Annotated in this window: 18 protein-coding genes; 2 read left to right on the top strand and 16 right to left on the bottom strand. The window is 63.7% G+C overall.

Going from position 1 to position 22,862, the window contains the following annotated elements; genetic code table 11:
* Positions 1 to 82: 82 nt before the first annotated feature.
* The 3 genes from leuA to BE0216_RS08515 all read right to left on the bottom strand — a co-directional run bounded on the left by leuA (position 83) and on the right by BE0216_RS08515 (position 4,239).
* Positions 83 to 1,996, bottom strand: a complete 1,914-nt coding sequence (gene leuA / locus BE0216_RS08525; RefSeq protein WP_094637590.1) for a 2-isopropylmalate synthase — start codon at positions 1,994 to 1,996, stop codon at positions 83 to 85.
* A 129-nt stretch (positions 1,997 to 2,125) separates the two neighbouring features.
* Positions 2,126 to 3,586 (bottom strand): metallophosphoesterase family protein, encoded by a 1,461-nt coding sequence (locus tag BE0216_RS08520; protein ID WP_169714297.1) that lies wholly within the window; start codon positions 3,584 to 3,586, stop codon positions 2,126 to 2,128.
* Between the two features lie 32 nt (positions 3,587 to 3,618).
* The gene (locus tag BE0216_RS08515) at positions 3,619 to 4,239 is read right to left on the bottom strand and encodes a DUF5701 family protein (RefSeq protein WP_094637588.1); all 621 of its coding nucleotides are present in this window, start codon (positions 4,237 to 4,239) and stop codon (positions 3,619 to 3,621) included.
* A gap of 274 nt (positions 4,240 to 4,513) precedes the next feature.
* Between BE0216_RS08515 and BE0216_RS08510 the strand changes: the two genes are divergently transcribed.
* Positions 4,514 to 5,257, top strand: a complete 744-nt coding sequence (locus BE0216_RS08510) for a FadR/GntR family transcriptional regulator (RefSeq protein ID WP_094637652.1) — start codon at positions 4,514 to 4,516, stop codon at positions 5,255 to 5,257.
* Between the two features lie 143 nt (positions 5,258 to 5,400).
* Here BE0216_RS08510 and BE0216_RS08505 read toward each other — a convergent pair whose 3' ends face one another.
* The 8 genes from BE0216_RS08505 to BE0216_RS08470 form a co-directional block, all read right to left on the bottom strand.
* Positions 5,401 to 6,363 (bottom strand): dihydrodipicolinate synthase family protein, encoded by a 963-nt coding sequence (locus BE0216_RS08505; protein ID WP_094637587.1) that lies wholly within the window; start codon positions 6,361 to 6,363, stop codon positions 5,401 to 5,403.
* 43 nt (positions 6,364 to 6,406) lie between these two features.
* Complete coding sequence (locus BE0216_RS08500) at positions 6,407 to 7,240, bottom strand: ABC transporter ATP-binding protein (protein ID WP_094637586.1); 834 nt, start codon at positions 7,238 to 7,240, stop codon at positions 6,407 to 6,409.
* Positions 7,237 to 9,255: a dipeptide/oligopeptide/nickel ABC transporter permease/ATP-binding protein gene (locus BE0216_RS08495; RefSeq protein ID WP_094637585.1), complete on the bottom strand. Its 2,019-nt coding sequence runs from the start codon at positions 9,253 to 9,255 to the stop codon at positions 7,237 to 7,239. The genes BE0216_RS08500 and BE0216_RS08495 overlap by 4 nt, the downstream gene beginning before the upstream one ends.
* A 2-nt stretch (positions 9,256 to 9,257) precedes the next feature.
* Positions 9,258 to 10,214 (bottom strand): ABC transporter permease, encoded by a 957-nt coding sequence (locus BE0216_RS08490; RefSeq protein ID WP_094637584.1) that lies wholly within the window; start codon positions 10,212 to 10,214, stop codon positions 9,258 to 9,260.
* Positions 10,215 to 10,322: 108 nt separating this feature from the next.
* Positions 10,323 to 11,894 (bottom strand): ABC transporter substrate-binding protein, encoded by a 1,572-nt coding sequence (locus BE0216_RS08485; RefSeq protein WP_094637583.1) that lies wholly within the window; start codon positions 11,892 to 11,894, stop codon positions 10,323 to 10,325.
* 197 nt (positions 11,895 to 12,091) lie between these two features.
* The gene (locus BE0216_RS08480; RefSeq protein WP_094637582.1) at positions 12,092 to 12,763 is read right to left on the bottom strand and encodes an N-acetylmannosamine-6-phosphate 2-epimerase; all 672 of its coding nucleotides are present in this window, start codon (positions 12,761 to 12,763) and stop codon (positions 12,092 to 12,094) included.
* A gap of 77 nt (positions 12,764 to 12,840) precedes the next feature.
* The gene (locus tag BE0216_RS08475; protein ID WP_094637581.1) at positions 12,841 to 13,806 is read right to left on the bottom strand and encodes an ROK family protein; all 966 of its coding nucleotides are present in this window, start codon (positions 13,804 to 13,806) and stop codon (positions 12,841 to 12,843) included.
* Between the two features lie 149 nt (positions 13,807 to 13,955).
* A complete protein-coding gene (locus BE0216_RS08470) occupies positions 13,956 to 14,867 on the bottom strand; it encodes a DUF4862 family protein (protein ID WP_094637580.1) in 912 nt (303 codons plus the stop codon).
* Positions 14,868 to 15,043: 176 nt separating this feature from the next.
* On the opposite strand from BE0216_RS08470, the gene BE0216_RS08465 reads away from it, so the two are divergent.
* Complete coding sequence (locus BE0216_RS08465) at positions 15,044 to 16,621, top strand: ATP-binding protein (protein WP_226805753.1); 1,578 nt, start codon at positions 15,044 to 15,046, stop codon at positions 16,619 to 16,621.
* Between the two features lie 139 nt (positions 16,622 to 16,760).
* Here the strand turns inward: BE0216_RS08465 and BE0216_RS08460 are convergent, their stop codons facing one another.
* From BE0216_RS08460 to dnaX, 5 genes are all read right to left on the bottom strand, one after another.
* On the bottom strand, positions 16,761 to 17,834 hold the full coding sequence (locus BE0216_RS08460; RefSeq protein WP_094637579.1) for an aspartate-semialdehyde dehydrogenase: 1,074 nt from the start codon (positions 17,832 to 17,834) through the stop codon (positions 16,761 to 16,763).
* Positions 17,835 to 17,849: 15 nt separating this feature from the next.
* A complete protein-coding gene (locus BE0216_RS08455; RefSeq protein WP_169714296.1) occupies positions 17,850 to 18,413 on the bottom strand; it encodes an ACT domain-containing protein in 564 nt (187 codons plus the stop codon).
* 48 nt (positions 18,414 to 18,461) lie between these two features.
* Positions 18,462 to 19,226 (bottom strand): aspartate kinase, encoded by a 765-nt coding sequence (locus BE0216_RS08450; protein ID WP_094637578.1) that lies wholly within the window; start codon positions 19,224 to 19,226, stop codon positions 18,462 to 18,464.
* Positions 19,227 to 19,345: 119 nt separating this feature from the next.
* Entirely contained in the window at positions 19,346 to 19,948 is a 603-nt protein-coding gene (gene recR, locus BE0216_RS08445) for a recombination mediator RecR (protein ID WP_094637577.1), read from the bottom strand.
* An 84-nt stretch (positions 19,949 to 20,032) separates the two neighbouring features.
* Positions 20,033 to 22,798 (bottom strand): DNA polymerase III subunit gamma/tau, encoded by a 2,766-nt coding sequence (dnaX, locus tag BE0216_RS08440; RefSeq protein WP_094637576.1) that lies wholly within the window; start codon positions 22,796 to 22,798, stop codon positions 20,033 to 20,035.
* Between the last annotated feature and the right edge of the window lie 64 nt (positions 22,799 to 22,862).

Below are 22,862 nucleotides of genomic sequence, written 5' to 3'. Positions count from 1 at the left end.
AACGGAAAGGTTCGGGGTCTTATCGTATGCGGACCAACGCGCCGGACGAATCGTCTCCGACGCATGGCACGTCACGCGCGAATCAGCGTTCGGAACGGTTGATCGCGGAGATAATCGCCTTGAGCGAGCTGGTGATAATCGAGGAGTCGATACCGACGCCCCAGATGATCTCGCTTTCCGGCTCCTCGCCGATCTGGCATTCCACGTAGGAGGCGGCCATGGCGTCGGTGCTCGCGGTCATCGTGTGCTCCACGTAGTCCATCACGGACACGTTGATGCCGAGGTTGCTCACCGCGTTGATGAACGCGGCGATCGGGCCGTTGCCGATGCCGGACAGCTCGCGCACCACGTCGTCCGAGTCGTCGCTCATATTCACGCCGCGGTCGAGCAGCGACACCTTGAGCACGGTGTCGGAGCCATCCTCGCCGGACGAGACGGACACCTTAAGCAGCTTGAGACGGCCCCACTGCTCCAGCGTCTCGTCGGCCGCGTCGCCCACCACGGCACCGGCGGCCGTCTTGCCGCCTTCCTCAACCGGAAGGTACTCGTCCTTGAAGAGACGCCAGATATCCTCGTCCTTGACCTCACGCTTGGTCTCGTCGGCGTACTTCTGCACGATGCGGTCGAATTCGATCTGCAGGCGCTTCGGCAGGTCGAGGTTGTGGTTGGTTTTGAGCAGGTAGGCCATGCCGCCCTTGCCGGACTGCGAGTTGACGCGGATGATCGCCTCGTAGGTGCGGCCGATGTCCTTCGGGTCGATCGGCAGGTAGGGCACGAGCCATACGAAGCTGTCCAGATCGGCGCCGGCGCGTTCGGCGGCCATCTGACGGGCTTCGAGACCCTTCTTGATGGCGTCCTGATGCGAGCCGGAGAACGCGGTGAACACGAAGTTGCCCGCGTAGGGGTGGCGCTCGGAGATCTTGATCTGGTTGCAGTATTCCACCGTCTTGCGGATCTCGGGCACATTCGACAGGTCGATCTGCGGATCGATGCCCTGCGTGAACATGTTCAGGCCCAGCGTCACCAGATCCACGTTGCCGGTACGTTCGCCGTTGCCCAGCAGGCAGCCCTCGACGCGGTCCGCGCCGGCGAGCAGCGCCAGCTCGGTGGCGGCCACGCCCATGCCCTCGTCGTTGTGCGGGTGGAGCGACAGCACCACGGCGTCGCGATCGACGAGATTGTTCGACACGTATTCCACCTGGTCGGCGAACACGTTCGGCGTGGTCATCTCCACGGTGGCCGGCAGGTTGATGATCATCGGATGCTCGGGCGTCGGCTTGATCACGTCGATCACCGCATTGCACACCTCGACCGCGTATTCCGGCTCGGTGCCGGTGAAGGATTCCGGCGAATACTCGTAGTACAGGTCGATGCCTTCGGCGTCGCCCTCCAGCTCCTTGCACAGCGTGGCCGCGTCGGTGGCCAGCTTCTTGATGCCGGCCTTGTCAAGACGGAACACCACCTCGCGCTGCAGCACGGAGACGGAGTTGTAGAAATGCACCACGGCGCGCTTGGCGCCCTTAAGGCACTCGTAGGTTTTGCGGATCAGATGCTCGCGAGCCTGGGTGAGCACCACGATCGTCACGTCGTCGGGGATGAGCTCGCGCTCGATCAGCATGCGGATGAAGTCGTAGTCCGTCTCGGAGGCGGAGGGGAAGCCGACTTCGATCTCCTTGTATCCCATGGAGACGAGCAGGTTCCAGAAGCGCAGCTTGCGTTCGGAATCCATCGGATTGACCAGCGCCTGATTGCCGTCGCGCAGATCGACGGAGCACCAGCGCGGCGCGCGTTCGAGCCTCTTGCCCGGCCATGTGCGTTCGGGATAGTCGAACGGAATCTGCTGGCTGTAGGACGCGTACTTGTTGTACGGCATCGCGCTGGGCTTCTGCGGCTCGCCGATGAATCGCGCGGGAGGCAGCAGCGGGTCGTTGTTCCCTCCGTTGGACATCGCAGCGACCGCCGCGAGATCAAACACCGACGATTGATCCTGACCCATCGTTCCTCCTTTGCTTGAGCGTCGCGCCGGCCTTCCGGGCCGGCCCATGGTCGTTTACACGCACGAAACATGCGTAACTCCCCATCGTACAGCTCATCGGCCCCAAACAACGCCGAACATCTCACCGCATCAATGGCGGGCGCGACGGGAGCGGAGTATGGCGCGGACCACGGCGGCGAAACTCACGGAAAGCACGCCGGCCACCGCGGCGAAAACCTGCGGGCGGCGCAGTTCGTTGCGCAATCCGATCGCGTCGGTGATGCAATGGTCCTCGAACCACACACGCACCTCATCGCTCGAATAGCGTCCGACCAACTCGCCCCATGTGAGCATGCGCGTCTCGTAGGCGGCCGGATCGTTCTCATGGAACTCGAACAGACGCACGCCGCGGTAGCGCGATTTCGGACCATAGCATTCGAATCCGCAGGTGGGCGCGTATCCCAGATCCAGTCCATGCACATGACCGACGAACGAGTTCTTGTGATCATGCCCGCAGAACAGCGCGAAGTAGCCGCCCGCCTCACGCAGCGCCTCGACCTCGCCCACATTCTCGTCCGCGCAGCCGATCGCCTCACCCAGGCGGGAGCCCGGGCGGCACACGTCACGATTGAGCACATAGCAGCGTCCAGCGAATGCGCGCGCGCCCTCCACGGCGTTCGGGGTCCATGCGGGCACCTGGGTCAGACAGTCGTAGAACTCCTGCGGCGGGATATGCTGGAAGGCGATGGCGGGCACCGGCAGTCCGTCACCGTTGCGCTCCCCCAGCGCGCGCTGCACGTCACCAAGCCATGCGATCGCCTCGGGAGAGGGCGTGCCGTACCCGTCGGAATCGGCCAGATCGAACCCACGCGAATTGACCACATAGGCGGGGTATTGCGCGTCGTTCTCGTCCGGATTTCCCGCGTAATCACCCGAGTTGACCATCATCACGCTCATCGCCACGCGTCCCGACCCATCGGACGCTTCGATGGGCAATGCGAAGGTGCCGGGTTCCAACGCCAACGCATCATGCTCCCCGCCGGATCGCGGAAAATCGGGATTGAGGCAACCGGGGAACTCACGGTAGATGTCGTCCTGTTCGTCGGGCAGGATGCCGCATTGGAAGTCATGGTTGCCGTAGGTGGCGGCGAACGGGACGCCTGCTTCGACCACAGGCCCGAGGAATCCGGCGAATGTGCGGCGCACCTTGTCTCGCGTCTCATCCATAAGTTCGCCGAGCGTGGCGGCATTGTGCGCGGGAGCGGCGACCGGAATCGTCTCATGGGCGTCCGCGGATGACGGCTCCCCCGCGGCTTCGAGGTTCGCGTTCAGCGCGTTGCGTTGGCGGATGCCGCGCAGTTTCGCCTCGACCAGCGTGACCGTGCGCACCCGGGCGCCGGGAGTCTCGCTGCGGCGGCGTAGGAACGTGTCGATATAGGCGGGATCATAGCCGCGGATCTGGTCGCCGGTGAACACCACCAAATCGGGATCGGCGGCGCGGATGGCCTCGCGTATCATGCGGATCGTGTCGGGCAGCACGTCCGGTCCGTCCTGCACGTCGGCCATTTGCAGCACGCGGAAAACCCCGTTGTCTCGGAATCGCAAAGTCATAGTCCCACTCTAGACGCCGAAACCGGTCGGCGCTAGCCGAAGAGACTTACCCCGCGGCGCGCCACGCAGAAGGCGTTGCCCAGCCAGGTGTGGCGCGAATTGGACCACACGGCCCCTAGGCGAGGCGCGTTCTGGCTCATCCAGATGCTCGGCACGCGGCCATCCGCCGAGCGCGATCCCAGCAGATTGAATCCGTTCTTGACTTCCAGCCAGTCGGGATGCTGGGTGGCGATGGCCAGCCCCTCCTCCAGGGTCAGCGGCAACCGTTCGTCGGAGTCGATGAGTTTGCGCGCCACATCCGGCTCGCGGTTCACATAGCAGGTGCCCGTATGGGGTTCGACCACCAGATAGAACGGCCCCTCCGGCGGCTCGAAACCGTCCTGCGGCAGGAAACTGGCGATATCGCGCGGCGGCATGGTGGTGAAGCCGGCCATGCGGTTGATGGAGGTTCTGGCGATCAGCGATTCGGGAGAGACCAGCTCGCGCGTGGGCACCAGAAGGATATTCGATCCCAAATCGGTATGTTCCAGCGCATTGATCAGCGGCATGGCCAGCGCCCGGAACGCGGCCTCGCTCATATCCGCCACGTCCGGATAGCCCAAAGCCACGATGCGGTCCAACTGTTTGCGCGCTTCCACTGATGCTTTCGACATGACTCCAGCTTAACCGCATCCCGCCGCTTGTGATGAGAAGAGGTGCTTTGCGCACAATATGAGCCATATTCTGCGACACACCCGCATGAAGAGGCTATTGTGGAGAGAAGAGTTGACAACGCTTACATGATCCGCGTCGCCGATCGGCACACGGCCTGATATCTCCGCGACAACGTTGTGCAGATCATCAGAAAGGAACACAACGATGGAAGCCAGCCCCACCCCCGCACCGGCATCGAGCCACGAGCCGCTCACCCAAACGGAGCTGGCCCTGATGTCGCGCTTAGCGACCCTCACCCAGCAACAGCCGGCGACGCCCTCCAACCAACGCAGCCGCTGCGACGAGACCATGGACGCCATCCGTTCCTTCATCCTGCAGGAGCATCTGCAACCGGGCGACGTGCTGCCCACGGAAACGATGCTTTGCGAGAAAATCGGCGCCTCGCGATCCTCAGTGCGCGAGGCCATCCGCAAGCTCGAAGCGCTGAACATCGTCAAGGTCGAGCATGGCAAGGGCACGTTCGTCGGCTCGCTGTCGCTTGATCCGATGATGGAAACGCTCACGTTCCGGTCGCTGGTGTCGGTGGGTAAGAACTTCTCTGACCTCAACGATGTGGTGCAAATGCGCCGATTCCTCGATATGGGCTGCGCCGACGAAGTGGTGGCCAGTCTCAAAGGCACCGAGCAGCCCGAATTGGAGAAGCTGGCGCGGGAGATGTCGCGTATGGCCGCCCAAGGCGAGACGTTCCTGGCGCAGGACATCGAATTCCATATGGGCGTTCTGGACGCGTTGGACAACTCCATCGCCAAGCAGCTCGTGCGGGGGCTGTGGGTGGTGCATATGGCCGTGCTGCCCCAGCTCGGACTGCCGGTGAGCCAGGAGCTCGACAAAACCGCGGACGCGCATATTCGGATGCTCCACACCGCCATCGCCGGTGATGTGGAAGGCTATCGTCAGGCCGTGATCGACCATTACGAACCCATCGAGTCGATTCTGAAATCCGAACTGCAGAAGTAAGAATCGCGCCAACACCAACACGTGGGGCGGAACCTTACGGTTCCGCCCCACTTGCGCAATGAATAATGAGAAATGGATCCGTTGTTCGGCTTGCGATCGATCACACGCCGAACAACGGAAGGTGTTCAGGCATAGCCTTGAGGCTACGCCTCAGTGGAGGCGCTCACCTCTTCGGGGGTGCGGGCCAGTTCAAGGCCGCACTCCGTGAGTACGGCGGCGACGGCTTCGACGTTCGCTCCCTTGAGTGGCAGCACCGGTTCGGGCATCTGGTTCGTAGAGAACACACCCAGCAGAGCCATGGCGGTTTTGAACGCGCCGACGCCCGCGCCGAATCCGGCCACACCCGACGTGCTGGTGACGATGCGCATCAGCGCGGCGAGCTTGTCCTGCTCGGCGCGCACGGCACTCCAGTCGCCCCGCTCGTACGCCTGCCACATGCGCACATATCCGGTGGCCTCAACATTGGCCAAGCCGGGCACGGAGCCATCGGCGCCGGCCATGTAAGCGCCGTCGACGACGACTTCCTGGCCGGTGAGCAGCGTGAGCGGATGCCCCGCCTTGTTATTGTCATCCACCAGAAAACGGAAGGCCACATCGTCGTTCGACGAGTCCTTCACGCCGGCGAGCACGCCGTCGAGGCCTAAACGCACGAGCATGTCGCCCGGCAGCTTGGTGTGTACACACACGGGAATGTCGTAGGCGAACAACGGCAGATCCGGCACGGCCGCGTGGACCAGACGGAAGTGGCGTTCCACCTCGGCCGTACCGCCCAGCGCGTAGAACGGAGCGGTGATGACGATCGCGTCGGCGCCAAGCTCCTTGGCGGCCTTCGCATGTTCGATCACGCGGTTGGTTTCGGTGTCGATGCAGCCCACGAGCACGGGCACACGGCCGGCGACGATGCGCAGCACCGTCTCGATGATCTCGCGGCGGCGGGCATCGGTGCTGAACGCCACCTCGCCGGAGGAGCCGAGTGTGAACAGGCCGTCCACACCCGCATCGATCATGCGGTTGATCGAGCGTTCGAAACTGGCGACGTCGATATCGCCCGCAGCGGTGAGCGGGGTGACGACCGGGGGGATCACTCCGCGCAATGGTGTAGTCATAATATTCACTCCTTTGTTGGATGGTCTGGTTGTGTCTGATGCGTCAGGCGATCGGACGGCATTCCTCGGCGGTGGGGTGCAGCAGCGAGGGCGCGGCGCCGAGCAACGTCTTCGTGTAGTCGTCCTGAGGATTGGTGAGCACCTGACGGGCCTCGCCGTGTTCGACGATGGTGCCGTGGTTCATCACGATGATCGTGTCGGAGACGTACCGCACGGTCTGGATGTCATGGCTGATGAACACCATGGACAGGCCGAGCGATTTCTTCAGGTCGGAGAGCAGGTTGAGGATCTGCGCGCGCACCGAGACGTCCAGGGCCGACGTGGGTTCGTCGGCGATGATCGCGTCCGGATTGAGCGAAAGAGCCCGGGCGATGGCCACGCGCTGACGTTGGCCGCCGGAGAGCTGGCCGGGCAGCGCGTCAAGCGCGGAGCTGGGAAGTCCCACCATGCGGATCAGCTCGTGGGCGCGCTTGTCGCGTTCCGCTTTGTTGCCGATCTTGTGCACGGCCAGCGGGTCGATGAGTTGGTCGATCACGCGCATGCGGGCGTTGAGAGCCGTCGCCGGATCCTGGAACACCACGGACACCACCCGGCCGATCTCCATGCGTTCATTGGCGGTGCGATGGGTCACATCGCGGCCTTTGAACATCACGGTGCCACTGGTGGCCTGCTGCAGTCCGCACATGATGTTGGCGGTGGTGGACTTGCCGCAGCCGGACTCGCCCACGATACCGATGGTCTCGCCGGGCATGAGCTTGAGGTTCACCTTATTGACCGCGGTGATCCTGTTCTTGTGGAACAGTCCCGACCCGGCGCGGGTGGTGAACACCACCTCGACGTCTTTGAGCTCGATGATGGGGGTTTGATGGTCGCTCATCGGACACCTCCTTCGGCGGTTGCGAGCGGCGTCACATCCGCGTCGGCGGGCAACGCGGCATAGTAGTGGAACGTTCCGGGCACCCGCGTCATCACCGGATGGGTGTTCAGGCCCACGTTCGGATGGCTGGAACGCGGCGCGAAGCGATCGCCCTTGGGGAAGTCCTTCGGGCTGGGCACCGTGCCGGGCACCTGGTGCAGGCGTCCCATACCGGCCTCGATCGAGGTGACCGAGCCGAGCAGGCCGCGGGTGTACTCATGACGGGGATCGGTGAGGATCTCCTTGGTGGAGCCCTGTTCGACGACCTGGCCGGCGTACATCACGGTGATCGAGTGCGCCACCTTGGCGACGAGCGCCAGGTCGTGGCTGACGAACACCATCGCGAAGCCGAGCTTCTCGCGCAGTTCGTTGAGCAGGTCGATGACCTGCTTCTGCACGGTCACGTCGAGCGCGGTGGTCGGCTCGTCGGCGATGACGAGCTTGGGGTCGCGGGTCAGGGCCATGGCGATGAGCACACGCTGACGCTGGCCGCCCGACAGCTCGTGCGGATAGGATTCCAGCGTGCGCTTCGGATCGAGGCCCACGAGTTCGAGCAGCTCCTCGGCGGTGCGGGTGCCGCCGCGCTTGGTGAGCTGCTTCATCTGCGCCTTGATGAGCATGGAGGGATTGAGCGAGGAGAGCGCGTCCTGGTAGACCATGGCGATCTCATGGCCGCGCAGGGCATTGTGCTCCTTGGGGCTCATGCCCACAAGATTCTTGCCGTCGAAGAGGATCTCGCCGCTGATCTCGGCCTTCGGGTCGAGCAGGCCCATGATGGCCAGCGAGGTGATCGACTTGCCGCAGCCGGATTCGCCGACCAGGCCCATCGTCTCGCCGGGGCGCACGGAGAAGGACAGGTGGTCCACCACATTCACGTCGCCATGGCGCGGGAATTTGATGCACAGATCCTTGACCTCGATGACCGGTGCCGCGTTGGAATACGGGTTCGGCTCGAAACGGTCGGTGCGCTTGAGCTCGGCCTCTCGCAGCGAGGCCAGAGAGGCGGCCAGCGACGCGGCCTGCTCACGGTAGGCCGTGACCGGGTCGGTAAGGATCAGATCCTCCTTGCGGTCGGATTCGGCCTGGGCGTCGTCCTTTTCGATCGGGGCGGAGGGCGCCGCCACCATCGCGTCGGTGATGCCTTCGGAGAGGATATTGAGGCACAGCACGGTGAACATAATCGCCAGACCGGGGAACATCGCCTGCCACCAGTAGCCGAAGATGACGCCGGCCTTGGCGGAGGAGAGGATGTTGCCCCAGGTGGGGGTGGGTTCGGGAATACCGGCGTTGATGAAGCTCAGGGACGCCTCGAACACGATCGCGTCGGCCACGGACAGGGTGGTGAACACCATGACGGGGGCGGCGATGTTGCGCGTGACGTGCTTGAGCAGAATCCACGGGGCCCGCGCTCCGGAGACGATCACCGCGCGCACATAATCCTTGCCGTACTCGCTGATGATGTTCGCCCTTACGATGCGGGCGATCTGCGGCACGTAGAGCACGCCGATGGAGATGATGATGCCGATCATCGACTGGCCGAGGATCGAGACGAACACGGCGGCCAGGGCGATGCCCGGCACGGACATCACGATGTCGATGAGACGCATGATGAGCTCGGAAATCCAAGTGCGCGTCACGGCGGCGAGCGCGCCGATCAGCGAGCCGACGATCAGCGCAAAGGCGATCGATGACAAGCCGATGACCAGTGAGTACCGAGCGCCGTAGAGCACGCGGGAGAGCACGTCGCGGCCGAGGTTGTCGGTGCCGAACCAGTGCTCACCGTTGGGTGCCTGGTAGCTCATCGTGATTTCCAGCGGATCATGAGGTGCCAGCACGGATGCGAAGATTGCGCAGAACACCAGCAGCGCGATGACCACGAAGGAGATGCGCGATCCGATCGTCATCTTGCTGAATCGGTTGAATGTGACGCCCGGTTTGGACGTGGCGTCCACGACTTTGTTTTTGCCGAAAAGCATCGTCACACCGTCCTGATTCTCGGGTTGATGAGCACATAGAGCAGATCAACGATGATGTTGATGATGATGAACGCGAGCGCCACCACCAGCACCACGCCTTGCACCAGCATCGGCTGATTGCCGTTGATGCCGTCGAACATCGCGGTGCCCATGCCGGGCAGCGCGAAGATGACCTCGATGACGATCGCGCCGCCCATAAGGTAGCCGATCTTCATGCCGAGGGTGGTGACCGGGGTGATAAGCGCGTTGCGGAATACGTTGCGCGCCACGACCACGGGTTTGGGCACGCCGGCGCCGATGGCGGTGCGCACGTAGTCCTTGTCGAGCTCCTCGACCATCGAGGTGCGGATGATACGGGTGAGCTGGCCGGCGACCGGCAGTCCCAGCGCGAACGACGGCATCGCCATGCGTTCGAGATATGCGCCGGGGTTTTGGAAGAACGGCACCAAGTCACCCGATCCGGGCAGCCACGCGAGTTTGATCTGCAGCACGTAGATCAGCAGCACGCCCAGCCAGAACGACGGGGTGGCGATGGCGATGATGGAGACGACGCGGATGGCTTGGTCGACCCAGGTGTCGCGGTAGAGCGCGGCGAGTACGCCGAAGATCACGGCGAAGATGATGGCGATGATCAGGCCGATGAAAGTCAGTTGCAGGGTGATGGGGAAGGCGGTGGCCACGCGGGCGGCCACGGAGTCCTTGTTGACGCCGTACACGCCCATGTCTCCATGGAAGAGTCCGACGATGTAGTTCCAAAACTGTTGCCACCAGGGCAGGTCGTAGCCCATGTCGTGGCGGAAGGCGGCGAGCGCTTCGGGCGAGGAGTTCTCGCCCAGCGCGGCGACGGCGGGATCGTATTGGGAGAAGGACATCAGGAAGAACACCAGAAGGGTGACTCCGAATGCCATGAATGGTAGGGCTATCAATCGTCTGCCCAGAAGACGCAGCAGGTTGCTCATAACACTCCGATGTTGGAATCGTTCGATGGCGTGGCCGACCCGCCTCCACCGCATCGTATGCGATGGTGGCGGGGTGGGTCGGAGGATGGAGAATCGGCGGAGCCTGGACTATTCGGCCAGCTTGGCGTTCACCAGATTTATGCCGGTGGAGCCGATGGCGTCCCAGGACGAGAACACACCCTTCTTGACGGCGGTGGTCGTCATGCGGTGGAACAGCGGATAGAGCGGCACTTCCTCGCTGAGCAGGTCGAAGCACTGGTTCCAGTAGTCCTGGCGCTCGTCGTCGCTGGTGGCGGCGATGGCCTTGTCCATCAACTCATGCAGCTGCGTGTAGCCTTCGGAATCCTTCCAGAAGGAACGCTGGTTGGTCCAGGCGTTGTCGCCGTACCACCAGTTCATCAGCAGGTCGGGGTCGTTACCGAACACGGAGGGATCGCCGGGGGCGAGCACCATGGAGTAGTCGGCGTCGTCCTTGTCGGTGATGGAGGGGTAGAGCGCGGAGGACTTCATGGACTGGATGTCCACGTTGAAGCCGATGGCGGCCAGATCGTTCTTGATCTGCGGGGCCAGCTGGGTGATCCAGGAATGGTCGGTGGTGTAGAGCGTGAAGCTCACCTCGCCGGTGACGCCGGCTTCCTTGAGCAGGGACTTGGCCTTGTCCACGTCATAGGTGAACACGTTCTTCGCCTTGTGGTAGTTGGGGAAGTTCTCAGGCAGGAAGCTCGTGGCGGCGGCGGCCTGGCCGCTCATCTGGTTGTCGATGAGCTTTTCGGTGTCGATCGCGTAGAACACGGCCTGACGCACCTTGGCGTTGTCGAACGGCGCCTTCTTGGTGTTGAACATCAGGAACGGCAGGTTGAAGCCCTGCACCGTCTTGAGTTCGGAGCCGGAGGATTCGAGCGTCTGGAAGGACTGGGCCGGCACGAGTTCCATCACGTCGGTGTTGCCGCCTTGCATGGCGGTGACGCGGGCGGTGTCGTCGACGGTCACGTTCCATACCATGTTTTTGGTCTGGGCGGGGGTGTCGCCGTTGTACAGGTCGTTCTTTTCGAATTTGACCTGGCTGTCGGTGATTTCGGTGTACTTCCACGGGCCGGAGCCGACGGGCATGTTCTTGAGATCCTCATCGCTCATGGCTGCGGGGACGATCTGGATGAGCGCGAGGCGCTGTTTGAACATGGGGAAGGCCTTGGTGAGCTTGAAGGTCACCTGGTTGGTGCTTGTGGCTTCGGCGGAGTCGATGAAGTCGAGCATGGAGTTGTACAGGCTGCCTTCGACGGTGGTGCGCTTGAACGAGCTGACCACATCGTCCGCGGTCACGTCGCTGCCGTCGGAGAACTTCGCGCCTTCGCGCAGGGTGACGACGTATTCCGTGTCGGAAACCTGTTCGGGCTCGCCTTGGGCCAACGCGTTATGCACGGAGAAGTCGCTGTAGTCGAGCGCGTAAAGCGGCTCGGTGACATGCCAGTTCGCGGCCATCGGCAGCGCTCCGGAGGTGGTGGACGGCGCGAAGTCGCGGCTTGCGTACGCCACCTGGGCGGTGATGGTATCGGCCACCGCGGTGCCGGTGGAGCCGGCCGCATCGCCGCCTCCCGCCCCTCCGCCGCATCCGGCAAGGCACAGCAGGCCCGCCACGGTCGCGGCGAACGCCGCTTTGAACTTTCCGTTCCTTCTAATCATGGTGTGATCTCCTCGTCATTGAGTCAAACATGGTCCTGAGTGTCACACGGTGATGAGCAACGCGTTCATAACCCGTCAGGTCCGGTTTAATCATAAGATGTCTGATGTCTGATTTCAAATTTATCCGCGCACCCGCGTGTGTCCCAAGCCGTCCGCTATGGCGATGGGTGTCGTCAGGGCGGGTAAGGCCCGTCGTTTCAGGCGAGTTTGTCGGCGAACCAACGCGTGATGGTCGTCGGATGGGTGATTGCGGTGCCGACCACGGCCGACCACGCACCCATCGCCATCACCTGCGCCAGATGGTCGGGCGTGTGGATGCGCCCCTCGCATAGCACCGGCGTGTCCGGGAACGACTCGATCATCTGCCCCAGCAGTTCGAAGTCCGGGCCGTCGGTCTTCTCCCGCTCGCCCGTATACCCGGACAGCGTGGTGGAGATGATGTCGGTGCCGGCCTCGACCGCCTGCTCGACGTCCGCGAAACTACCGCAGTCGGCCATCACCACAACGCCCTCGTCATGCAGCGCGCGCACGGTCTCGGCGTAGCTCAGCCCGTCGGGGCGGGGACGGCGCGTGGCATCGATGGCCACGATGTCCGCGCCGGCCGCGGCGCAGCAGCGCGCGTGACGCAGGGTCGGCGTGATGAACACGCCTTCATGACCGTCCTTCCAGATGCCGATCACCGGCACCTCGACCTGCCCCTTGATGGCTTGGATGTCCGCCAGCCCTTGGCAGCGGATGCCCACGGCACCGCCTTCCACGGCCGCCATGGCCATCTGCGCCATCGTCTCGGGATGGCGCAGCGGTTCTCCCGGATAGGCCTGGCAGCTGACCACCAGTCCCCCGTGAATCTGTTCGATTGCAGGATGCATCATATTCCTTCCGTTGTGGTGTTGTTGGGATAAGCAGGTGTTATTGGGATAAGCATGAGTCGCCGCGGTGGCTTCGTTCATTCGCCGCGACGCGCCGTCCGCACGGCGTGGGCCGCGCCGATCAGCGGCGCCGCGCCGCCGAGCTCGCCCTCGATCAGCGGGGTCTGCCGCACCAGTTCCAGCGCGCCGTCCATGAATCCGTCGCGCAGCGCCCGCCACCAGACGGGACCGGCCTGCACCACGGAGCCCGACAGCACGATGGCATGCGGGTCGAGCAAATTGGCCATACCGGCCACGCATTCGCCAAGCGCCCGAGCGCTGCGTTCCAATACCCGGCCGGCATACGCCTCGCCAAGGGCGGCACGCTCGCACACCTCGCGCCCGTCCGCGGCCGGCTCCACGTCGGCGGGGCGTTCGTGGTTATAGAGCGTGGCCAAACCGCTGCCCGATGCCACCGGTTCGATATGCCCGCTGGTCGTGCCGCAGGAGCACAGGAAGCCCTTGCCCAATCCGGAGACGACATGCCCGGCGTGCCCGGCGACCCCATGGGCGCCCGTGACCAGTCGCCCGTCGACGATGTAGGCGCCGCCGATGCCGGTGCCCAGCCCGAGCGACAGTACGGTTTTGTGGCCGCGGCCCGCGCCGTAGATCGCCTCGCCCAAGCCATGCGCGCCCACATCGCCCACCATCGCCACGGGCAGGTCCGTGACCGCGGCGAACGCCTCGGCGATACGCTGGCCCTTCCATCCGGGCAGGATGTCGGTGGCGGCGGCGATCACGCCGCGTTCGGCGTCCACGACGCCGGCCGCCGCGATACCGATGCCATCGATATGGCGGTGTTGCGCGGCGCATGCCCGTAAACGCTCCTCGGCGAACGCCACCAGCCGGCGGCGGATCTCATCGCCGCCTGATTGTGCTTCGGTGGGGATTTCGCATCGGTCGCTCACCTGTGGGGGCGCGCCGGCCGCCGGTGGGAGCGAGACCACTCCCGAGGCGATTTTCGTGCCTCCGATATCGAATGTCAGATAGGTATTGTCCAGCATGCCGAAACGGTCCTTTCCTATGCGGATTGCATACGGGTCGAAGTGAGATGAGATGAGATGGGACAGGATAGGACAGGCGTCGCGGATGGCGCGAAAGACACGTCCAGTGCCATGAGCGCCGCCGTTTTCCCGAAGTCGCGCTGGGCGAATCAGGCGGTCGCCGCCCGATGGATATGGTCGAGGAAGGCGAGGCGTTCGGCGAGATGACTGGATGCCGGCACACAGACTTTGGCGCCCCAATAGGCCAGTTCCGGCGCATTGCGGGCGGCGTCGGCGCAGGCGCGCACCGCAGCGGCGTCCATCAGCGACTCGGGCTCGTCGGGAGCCATCGGCAGATGGCCGTCGATCCAGCCATAGCCGTACTGCGTTTCGGCAGGTCCCGCGCCCGAGAACATCAGGCCCGCAAGCACGCCCGCTTGGGCGGCCGCGCGGATATGGTCGAGCGCCGTATTCGCGTCGCGCCCCTCCACCACGCTACGCCCCCAGTTCACGGTAAGGCCGATACCGGCCTCGCGGGCCAACGAGATCTCGTCTTCGATGGGCAGAAAACCTTTCTCAGGCGGCTGGCCTTCGATATACCGGTCGCAATGCTCGATCACCAGCTTCGCGCCGCACCAATCCCAACGCAACAGCTCCTCCAGCGAGGCCGCCATCGCGTCACGGTCGGCCGTGCGGGTCGGCGCGGTGTGGATCTCCACATGACTCACATCCCGGCTCCCCCGGCGGTCGGTGAAGTCGGCGAGGGCGTCGCGCAACGCGGCGAGGAAGCGCAACGCGGATTGGCGTCCCCCTTCGTCCGCACTGGCGAGTCCAAAGGCGGGATCGGCACCGATGGATCGCATGGTGCCGGGAATGGCGGTGATGGTGTTGGCATGCCAGTGGGCGGGCACGTGGGCGGCGAGCCAGGCACGGGATTCGGCGTCGGCGAGGTCGCCCGGGTACGGCAGCTCCGTGCCGGCGATCCAGTCCTGGCCGCCAAGCAGGGCGTAATACGCCTCCTGGTCGGCTTTCTCAGGCGGCAGCGACGCATAGGCACCTACAACGAATGGGACTGACGGCATGTTTCCTCCTTGAACGCCACATCACGACACCGCCATCATCCTACATCTGACATCTGATGTCTAATCGATGTCGGCGATTCCAAACATCGCGCGAATCCAAAAGACCGCATCCGCCGACAAAACATCGCAAACCACCTGAAACACATGCTAAACTGGCGGAAAACTGGCGGATTAGCATGAAAGTCGGCGGAAAATTGGCGGATTCAACCTTATACCAGCTTATTTCGGGCGGAAAACTGGCGGATACAGATATTGAGCAGCTACATGAAAGTTGCCGGATCGAAGCTAAGAAAGCTCACGACAAGCTGCCAGAGAGCATTTGGGATACATACAGCGCATTCGCGAACTCCGAAGGAGGTCTCATACTCCTTGGCATCACGGAGGACAGCCGACACCAGCTGCATATCACCGGTGTCGCAGACCCAGATAAGCTCGTTCGCGATTTCTGGAACACCGTGAACGACAGATCAAAGGTCAGCGCCACGATCATCACCGATCAGGATGTCGCCATCAGACATAGCGAGCGGGGAGATTTCATCGTCATCAACGTTCCCCGCGCCTCGCGCGAGGACATGCCGATCTACATCGGTCAAGACCCATTCAGCACGGAGAGGCACCGAGGCGCTTTCAGACGCAACAACGATGGCGATTATCACTGCGACCGTGAGGAGTGTCGCGCCATGATGCGCGATAGCGGCGACGGTCCGCTCGATCGCCGTGTTCTGACCGATTTCAACGCCGACTCGCTCAGCTCAAGTGCCATCAGTGCTTATCGAAGGTATTTCAAACAGATTCGTCCAGCGCACCCATGGCGCAATCTACCCGACCTGGATTTCCTGTTGCGGCTGGAAGCCCTCGCCCGCACTCAAAACGGAGATATTCACCCAACGGTGGCAGGCCTGCTCATGTTCGGACACGACCATCACATCACTCAAGAATTTCCGAACTACTTTCTCGATTATCGTGAAGAACTTGGAGGCAACCGCTGGGACGACCGTGTGACCTCGGGCGACGGCACTTGGTCCGGATGCCTTTACGATTTTTGGCAGCTCGTCTATACGAAACTTCGGCTGGCCATACCGCATCCGTTCCTCATCAACAACGAATCCAGACGAATGGATGAGAATCCCATGGACACGGCTGTACGTGAGGCGCTGACGAATACATTGGTCCACGCGGACTATTGCGGTCGGCGCGGAACGGTCATCATTCGGCGACCCCGCGTCCTCGAGTTCTCCAATCCGGGACGTCTGCGCATGTCCATCGAAGAAGTGGAGCAGGGAGGTCTTTCGGATACGCGCAACCCAACGTTGATGAAGATGTTCTTTTTGGTCGGCATCGGAGAAAAAGCCGGCAGCGGATTCGACACCATGCGTGAAGGATGCGACTTCGCCGGGACATCCCACCCGACGCTTGTGGCCAGCACGCAGCCAGACAGAGTCACTCTTACCCTGCAGTACATCGCCGCACCAACCGATGACCGCCCGTCTTCGGAGTCCGTGGAGGGACCACGATGGACCCTCCACTCACATCTATCCAAATCCGAAGCCGAAGCGTTCAAGCATCTTATGTCCCGAAAGGAACTCTCCACATCTGAGTTGGCCGAAATCATGACGCTCGGTAACTCTCGAGCGCGAGATCTGCTCCGAAGCCTCGTACAAGACGGACTGGCCGAGGTCATCGGCAACGGACGCAGCACTCGATACCGACTGAAGACGACTGAAGTATCGTCGCCCGACGGTCAGGCAAACTGATCCGCGCTGCGCTGTCTGTCGCGGATCAGGCGAGCTGGTCGCCACTGCGTTATCTGTCGCAGATCAGGCAAGCTGATCTGCACTGTGCCATCTGTCGGCAATCAGGCTAGCTGATTGCCACTGTGCTGTCCGTCGCAGATCAGGCAAGCTGATCTGCGAAGTGCTTCTTGGCTACGAGTTCGGCGAGTTCCACGGCGTTGAGGGCGGCGCCCTTGCGCAGGTTGTCGTTGGTCACGAAGAACGCGAGTCCCTTCTTGCCGTCCACGGCCTGATCCTGGCGGATGCGGCCCACGAAGCTCGGGGTCTTGCCGGCGGCCAGCTGGGCGGTCGGAATATCCACCAATTCCACGGCCGGGGCGTCGGCGAGCACCGCACGCGCCTGATCGGGGGTCACATCCTGTTCGAATTCGGCGTTCACGCTCATGCCATGCGAGGTGAACACGCCCACACGCACACAGGTGCAGGAGGCCTTGAGCTCCGGCAGATGCAGAATCTTGCGGCTTTCGTTGCGCAGCTTCTGCTCCTCGTCGGTTTCCTCGCTGCCGTCGTCCACGATGTCGCCGATCATCGGCACCTCGTTGAAGGCGATGGTGCGCACGATTTTGGAGGGTGCCGGGAATTCGACGGCGTCGCCGCCGAACACAAGCTTGTCCGCGCCCTGCTCGATGGCAGCCTTCGCCTCGTTCATCAGCTGTTCGACGCCCGCACGGCCCGCGCCGGACACGGCCTGATAGGAGCTGACGATGAGCCGCTTGAGTCCGAACGCGTCGGCAAGCGGCTTCATCACCGGCATGATGGCCATGGTGGTGCAGTTCGGGTTGGCGATGATGCGGTCCGGCACATCGTCCAGATCGTCAGGGTTCACTTCGGCGACCACCAGCGGCACGTTGTCGTGCATGCGCCACTGCGAGGAATTGTCGATCACATACGCCCCGGCTTCGGCGAATTTCGGCGCCCACTGCTTGGAGGTGCCGCCGCCCGCGGAGAAGATGGCGATGTCGATGCCGCTCAGATCGGCGGTCGCCACATCCTCGACGACCACATCGTGGCCGCGCCAGGAGATCGTCTGGCCGGCGGAACGCGCCGAGGCGAGGAAACGCAGGTCCTTGACGGGGAAGTCGCGCTCGTCGAGCACGCGGCGCATCACCATGCCCACCTGTCCGGTGGCGCCCAGAACGGCGACGTTCACGCCCTTATCGTTGATCTGTACCATGATTCAAGTCCTTTCTCAGCGGCCGGTGCCGCCGTAGACCACGGCTTCCACCTGCGTGGCGTCCAAACCGTACGCGGTGTGCAGCGCCTTGACGGCGTCGTCCAGCTCCTCAAGCGGAACCAGCGCGGCGATGCGGATCTCCGAGGTGGAGATCATCAGCACGTTGATGCCCTGCTCGCTGAGCGCGGTGAAGAACTTCGCAGCCAGGCCGGAATGCGTTTTCATGCCGACGCCCACCACAGCGACCTTGCCCACGTTGGTGTCCACGTCGAATTCCTTGTATCCCAGCTCCTCATGCTTCTCCAGCAGAGCGTCCTGCACCTGGCGCACGGAGGATTCGGGTACGGTGAACGAGATGTCCGCGGTGCCGGCGGCGGAGCCGGCCTGCACGATCATGTCCACGTTGATGCCGGCCGTGGCCAGTTCGGTGAACACCTTCGCCGCCATGCCGGGCTCGTTCGGCACTCCGCGCACGGTGGCCAACGCCTCGCTGCGGTCGTGGGCCACACCGGAGATGACCGGTGCCTCGGGGCCCAGATCGGGGAACAGATCGCCCATGGATTCTTGTGTTTCGCTCATGATGCTGCTTTCGGTCGGAATTGGCGGATTGTCTGGGGTTATCAAGTCTTAGCCGAGATTCGGCAGGGTGCGCGGATCGACGCCGTCGGGCACGACCAACGTGCCGGGGCGGTGCGAGAACGAGGAGCGCACATGCAACGGCATGTTGAAACGCTGCGCGTATTCGACGCATCGCAAAGCCAGCACCTTGGATCCGCAGGACGCCATCTCGAGAATCGCGTCATAGCCGATGGAGGGGATGCGACGGGCGGTGGGCACGATACGCGGATCGGCGGTGAACACGCCGTCCACATCGGTGTAGATCTCGCACACGTCCGCTTCCAGCGCGACGGCGAGCGCGACGGCCGAGGTGTCGGAGCCGCCGCGTCCGAGTGTGGTGGCGTCACCCTTCGCGTTGATGCCTTGGAATCCTGCCACAATGGCCACCGCGCCGCTTTCGAGCGCGTTTTTGACGCGGTCTGGCTTGACGGCTTTGATATGGGCCGCGCCATACCGCGCGTCGGTGAAGAAGCCCGCCTGCTGGCCGGTGAAGGAGTGGGCGCGCTCGCCCTCGGCGTGGATGGCCATGGCGAGCAGGCTCATGGAGATGCGTTCGCCGGCGGTCATCAGCATGTCCATTTCACGCTCGGGCGGATTGGAGTCGATGCTGAGCGCCTGATCGATGAGATCGTCGGTGGTGTCGCCCATGGCGGAGACCACCACGGCAACGGAGTTGCCCTTCTTCTTGGTCTCGACCACACGGCGCGCCACACGCTTGATGGATTCCGCATCGGCCACGGATGAGCCGCCGTACTTCTGTACGATGAGAGCCACTGGAGGTCCTATCTTCTCGAGGGTTTTCGCCTGCCGACAATTCTACGCAAGCGGCACGATTATAGGGATACCGGCCTGGGGTCGGACGCCCGCTGACCACAATCCGAACAGCCGCGCGACTACGCGTCGCGGCGTCCGGTGAGGGCGCGGCCGAGCGTGATCTCGTCGGCGTATTCGAGGTCGCTGCCCATGGGCAGACCGCTGGCCAGACGCGTGACCTTCAGTCCAAGCGGCCCGAGCAACCGGCTCAGATATGTGGTGGTGGCCTCGCCTTCGATATTCGGGTCGAGCGCGAGAATCACCTCCCGCACGTCGTCGCCGTTCAGACGGCCGAGCAGCTGGGGAATCTTCAGATCGTTCGGGCCGACATTCGCCATCGGGTTGATCGCGCCGCCGAGCACGTGGTAGAGGCCGCGGTATTCGCGTGTGCGTTCGATGCTCATCACGTCCTTGGGTTCCTCGACCACGCAGATCAGGGAACGGTCGCGGCGCGGATCGGCGCAGATCGGGCATGGGCTGGCCTCGCACACGTTGCCGCAGATGTCGCAGAACCGCACTTTCGCTTTGACTTCGGTGATGGCGTCGGCCAAATCGGCGGCTTCCTGCTCGTCGGCCGACAACAGGTAGAAGGCGATGCGCTGCGCGCCTTTCGGACCGATGCCGGGCAGTCGTCCGAACGCGTCGATCAGGCGCTGGATCGCGCCGTCATACGCCAATGCCATGGCAGTTCCTTCCCCGCGTGTTCGCGGATTCGTTTCCTCTTATGAGGGGTATCCGGCCGTCGTCATGGACCGTTGCGGCCGTCGTCAGTCGCCGGCACGTTTTTTGGAGTGCTGGTTGCGGGGATTGCCCGGGTCGTCGGCGGCGAATTCCTCGACTTTTTTGACTTCGAACAGTTTACGCAGATCGTCCATGCTCATCGCCGTTGCCTCGCCCAACGACGCGTCGCTCATCGAATACTCGTCGTCCTCAGCGGCGACCTGCGGGCTGAATTGCTCGGCTGGTTGCGCGAACGCCCTGGCCTGCGGGGCGTTCCACGGATCGTCGGATTGCGGAATGGCGTCGCGCCGGTCGGCCTGCGGCTGCTGGTGCTGTGCGAATCCCGAATGCTGCCGCTGGCCATACGCCGAGCCATGCGATGGGGCGTCGTCCATATCCGAGGGGATCGGCTCGCTGGGCGGCGGAACGTTCTTCCACGGGTCATCGTCGTCGCTGAGATCGGGAACGGCCACGGTTGTGCGGCGAGGCGCCTCCGTCTCGGCGGATTGTTCCACAGGCTGTTTCACGGACTGGGCGACGCCCCAGCCATCAGGCTCGGCGTCTTCGCGTGAAACATCCCGTGAAACAGCATTGACCGGGGTGGTCCGCTGCGCCGGATGCGCCCACGGATCATCATCCATCGGAGTGTTCCGACCGTTCGTGAGATTCCCCGCGGACTGCGTCGGAGATGCCGTCGAGGCGGGTCCGGGCACAGGCAGCGCCCACGGATCGTCATCGGCCGGCGCGGCTCGATGAACCTCCTCATCATCGGCGGCCGATTCACCGGGGTTTTTCTCCGCAGCGACCGGCGTGGATCCGACGCCCGCCTCTGGCGTCTTGCCCGACGGCTCGCCGGACCGTTGCGTCAACGCCGAAGCCGCACCCAGATTCGCCTGCAGCAACCGGGCCTTGATCCTCTGCTGCTCCTCGGGGGGCAGTTTGCTCAATGGCGGCGCGATCTCGTCGTTCGCCATCTTTTTGGTGGGGGCGAGCGCCACATCGGGACCGAACATCTTGTGGACCTCGGCGCGCAGAATATCCTGCACTTTGGTGGAACCGTCCACCGGTTCGGAGGCCATGCCCATCGCGAACGCGTATTTGCTCAGCGGCACATCGAATTTGATCCACAGCTGCATACGCCCATTGGCGGGATTGGGGGCGAGTTGCACACGCGGCACCTTGGTGCGGTCCACATAGGCGCGAACGTCCCCGGGCAATCCCGCCACCAGGGCGTCCCATTTCTCGTCAGGAGTGCGCGGATCCGTCTTCACGGCGTCTTGTCCGGCATCGTTTCCCGAGCCCGGCGCGCCTGAGTTCACGACACCGGTCGCGGCAGTCGACGCAGTCGCGCCCGTCTCCGTGGCGACGCCATGCGCATCGCCGGAATTCCGCGGTTTGCGCGCTTGCGTGGATTGGGCGAACCCATCGGCGTCCGTGGGCCAGGCACCGTGGGTTTCGTTGGCGTTGCGCGACGGGGTCGCTCCGGAGGATGCGGGAGCGCCCGTTCCGCGACCGGCGAAGCCACCGCTATTGCCGGCGAAACCGGTGTTTTCAGCGGTTTTCGGCTGAGCTGGCTGCGCGGCTCCGGCAAAACGGGAGCCGGACGCCGAACCAGACGCCGAGCGGGTCGCGTCGCCGACCGCGCCTGCCGCGCCGGCGGCAGCGCCAGACGCCGTCGCAACAGTTGCGGATTGCGGGGTCAAGGCGCCTTCTCGCACGGCGAGCAGCCGCGCCGCAAGCAATTCGAGACGCATGCGCGGCGAAATCGCACCGGTCATCGAACCAAGCGTGGCGTTGATGGTATCCGCCATCACGGTGAGCGAGCCCAGCCCCAAGGCTTGGGCCTGACGGTGCAGGTCGTCCATATTCTCGCCCTCGGCGGAGTCGGACAGCACGGATTCGGCCCGGTCGCCGGCCAGGGTGAGCACCAGCAGGTCGCGCACGCGCGCGAGCAGGTCCTCCACGAAGCGGCGCGGATCGAAACCGCCGACCACAACGCTTTGGATCACGCCGTACAGCGCCTCGCCGTTGCGGTCGATCACCGCGTCCACGGCCTCGCCGATCAGGGTTTCCGGCGTGAAGCCCAACAACGCGACCGAAGCGTCGTGGGTGATCACGCCGTCGACGGCCCCGACCATGAGCTGGTCGAGCACGCTGAGCGTGTCACGCATGGAACCGCCGCCGGCGCGCATGGCGAGCTTGAGCACACCCGGCTCGGCCTTGATGCCCTCCTGTTCGCAGATCCGCTCCAAGTACGGTCCCATCACCTCGGTGGGCACCAGACGGAACGGATAGTGGTGGGTGCGTGAGCGGATGGTGCCGATCACCTTGTCGGGTTCCGTGGTGGCGAAGATGAACATCACATGCTCGGGCGGCTCCTCGACGATTTTCAGCAAGGCGTTGAAACCCTGCTGCGTGACCATATGGGCCTCGTCGAGGATGAAGATCTTGTAGCGGTCGCGCGCGGGGGCGAATCCGGCGCGTTCGCGCAGTTCGCGGGCGTCGTCCACGCCGTTGTGGCTGGCCGCGTCGATCTCCACCACGTCGATGGAGCCGGGGCCGCCGGTGGCGAGGTCCTTGCAGCTTTCGCATTCGCCGCAGGGATGAGAGGTGGGCCCTTGCGCGCAGTTGACGCAGCGGGCGAGGATGCGGGCGGAGCTGGTTTTGCCGCAGCCGCGCGGTCCGGAGAAAAGATAGGCGTGGGTGAGCTTGCCCTCGTCGAGGGCCCGCATCAGAGGAACGGTGACCTGGTCCTGTCCGATCACCCCTTCGAACGCATCGGGACGATACCGCCGATATAACGCCAATGCCATCTAGACCACACTCATTTCGTTCGCCGTTGCGACCGATATGGCCGCGAGCTTGCTTCGTCCACCC

Source organism: Bifidobacterium eulemuris (assembly GCF_014898155.1).
In the GTDB taxonomy this organism is placed as follows: domain Bacteria; phylum Actinomycetota; class Actinomycetes; order Actinomycetales; family Bifidobacteriaceae; genus Bifidobacterium; species Bifidobacterium eulemuris.
Note: the sequence above shows the minus strand (reverse complement) of the source record. Positions and strands in the feature narration are given on the sequence as shown.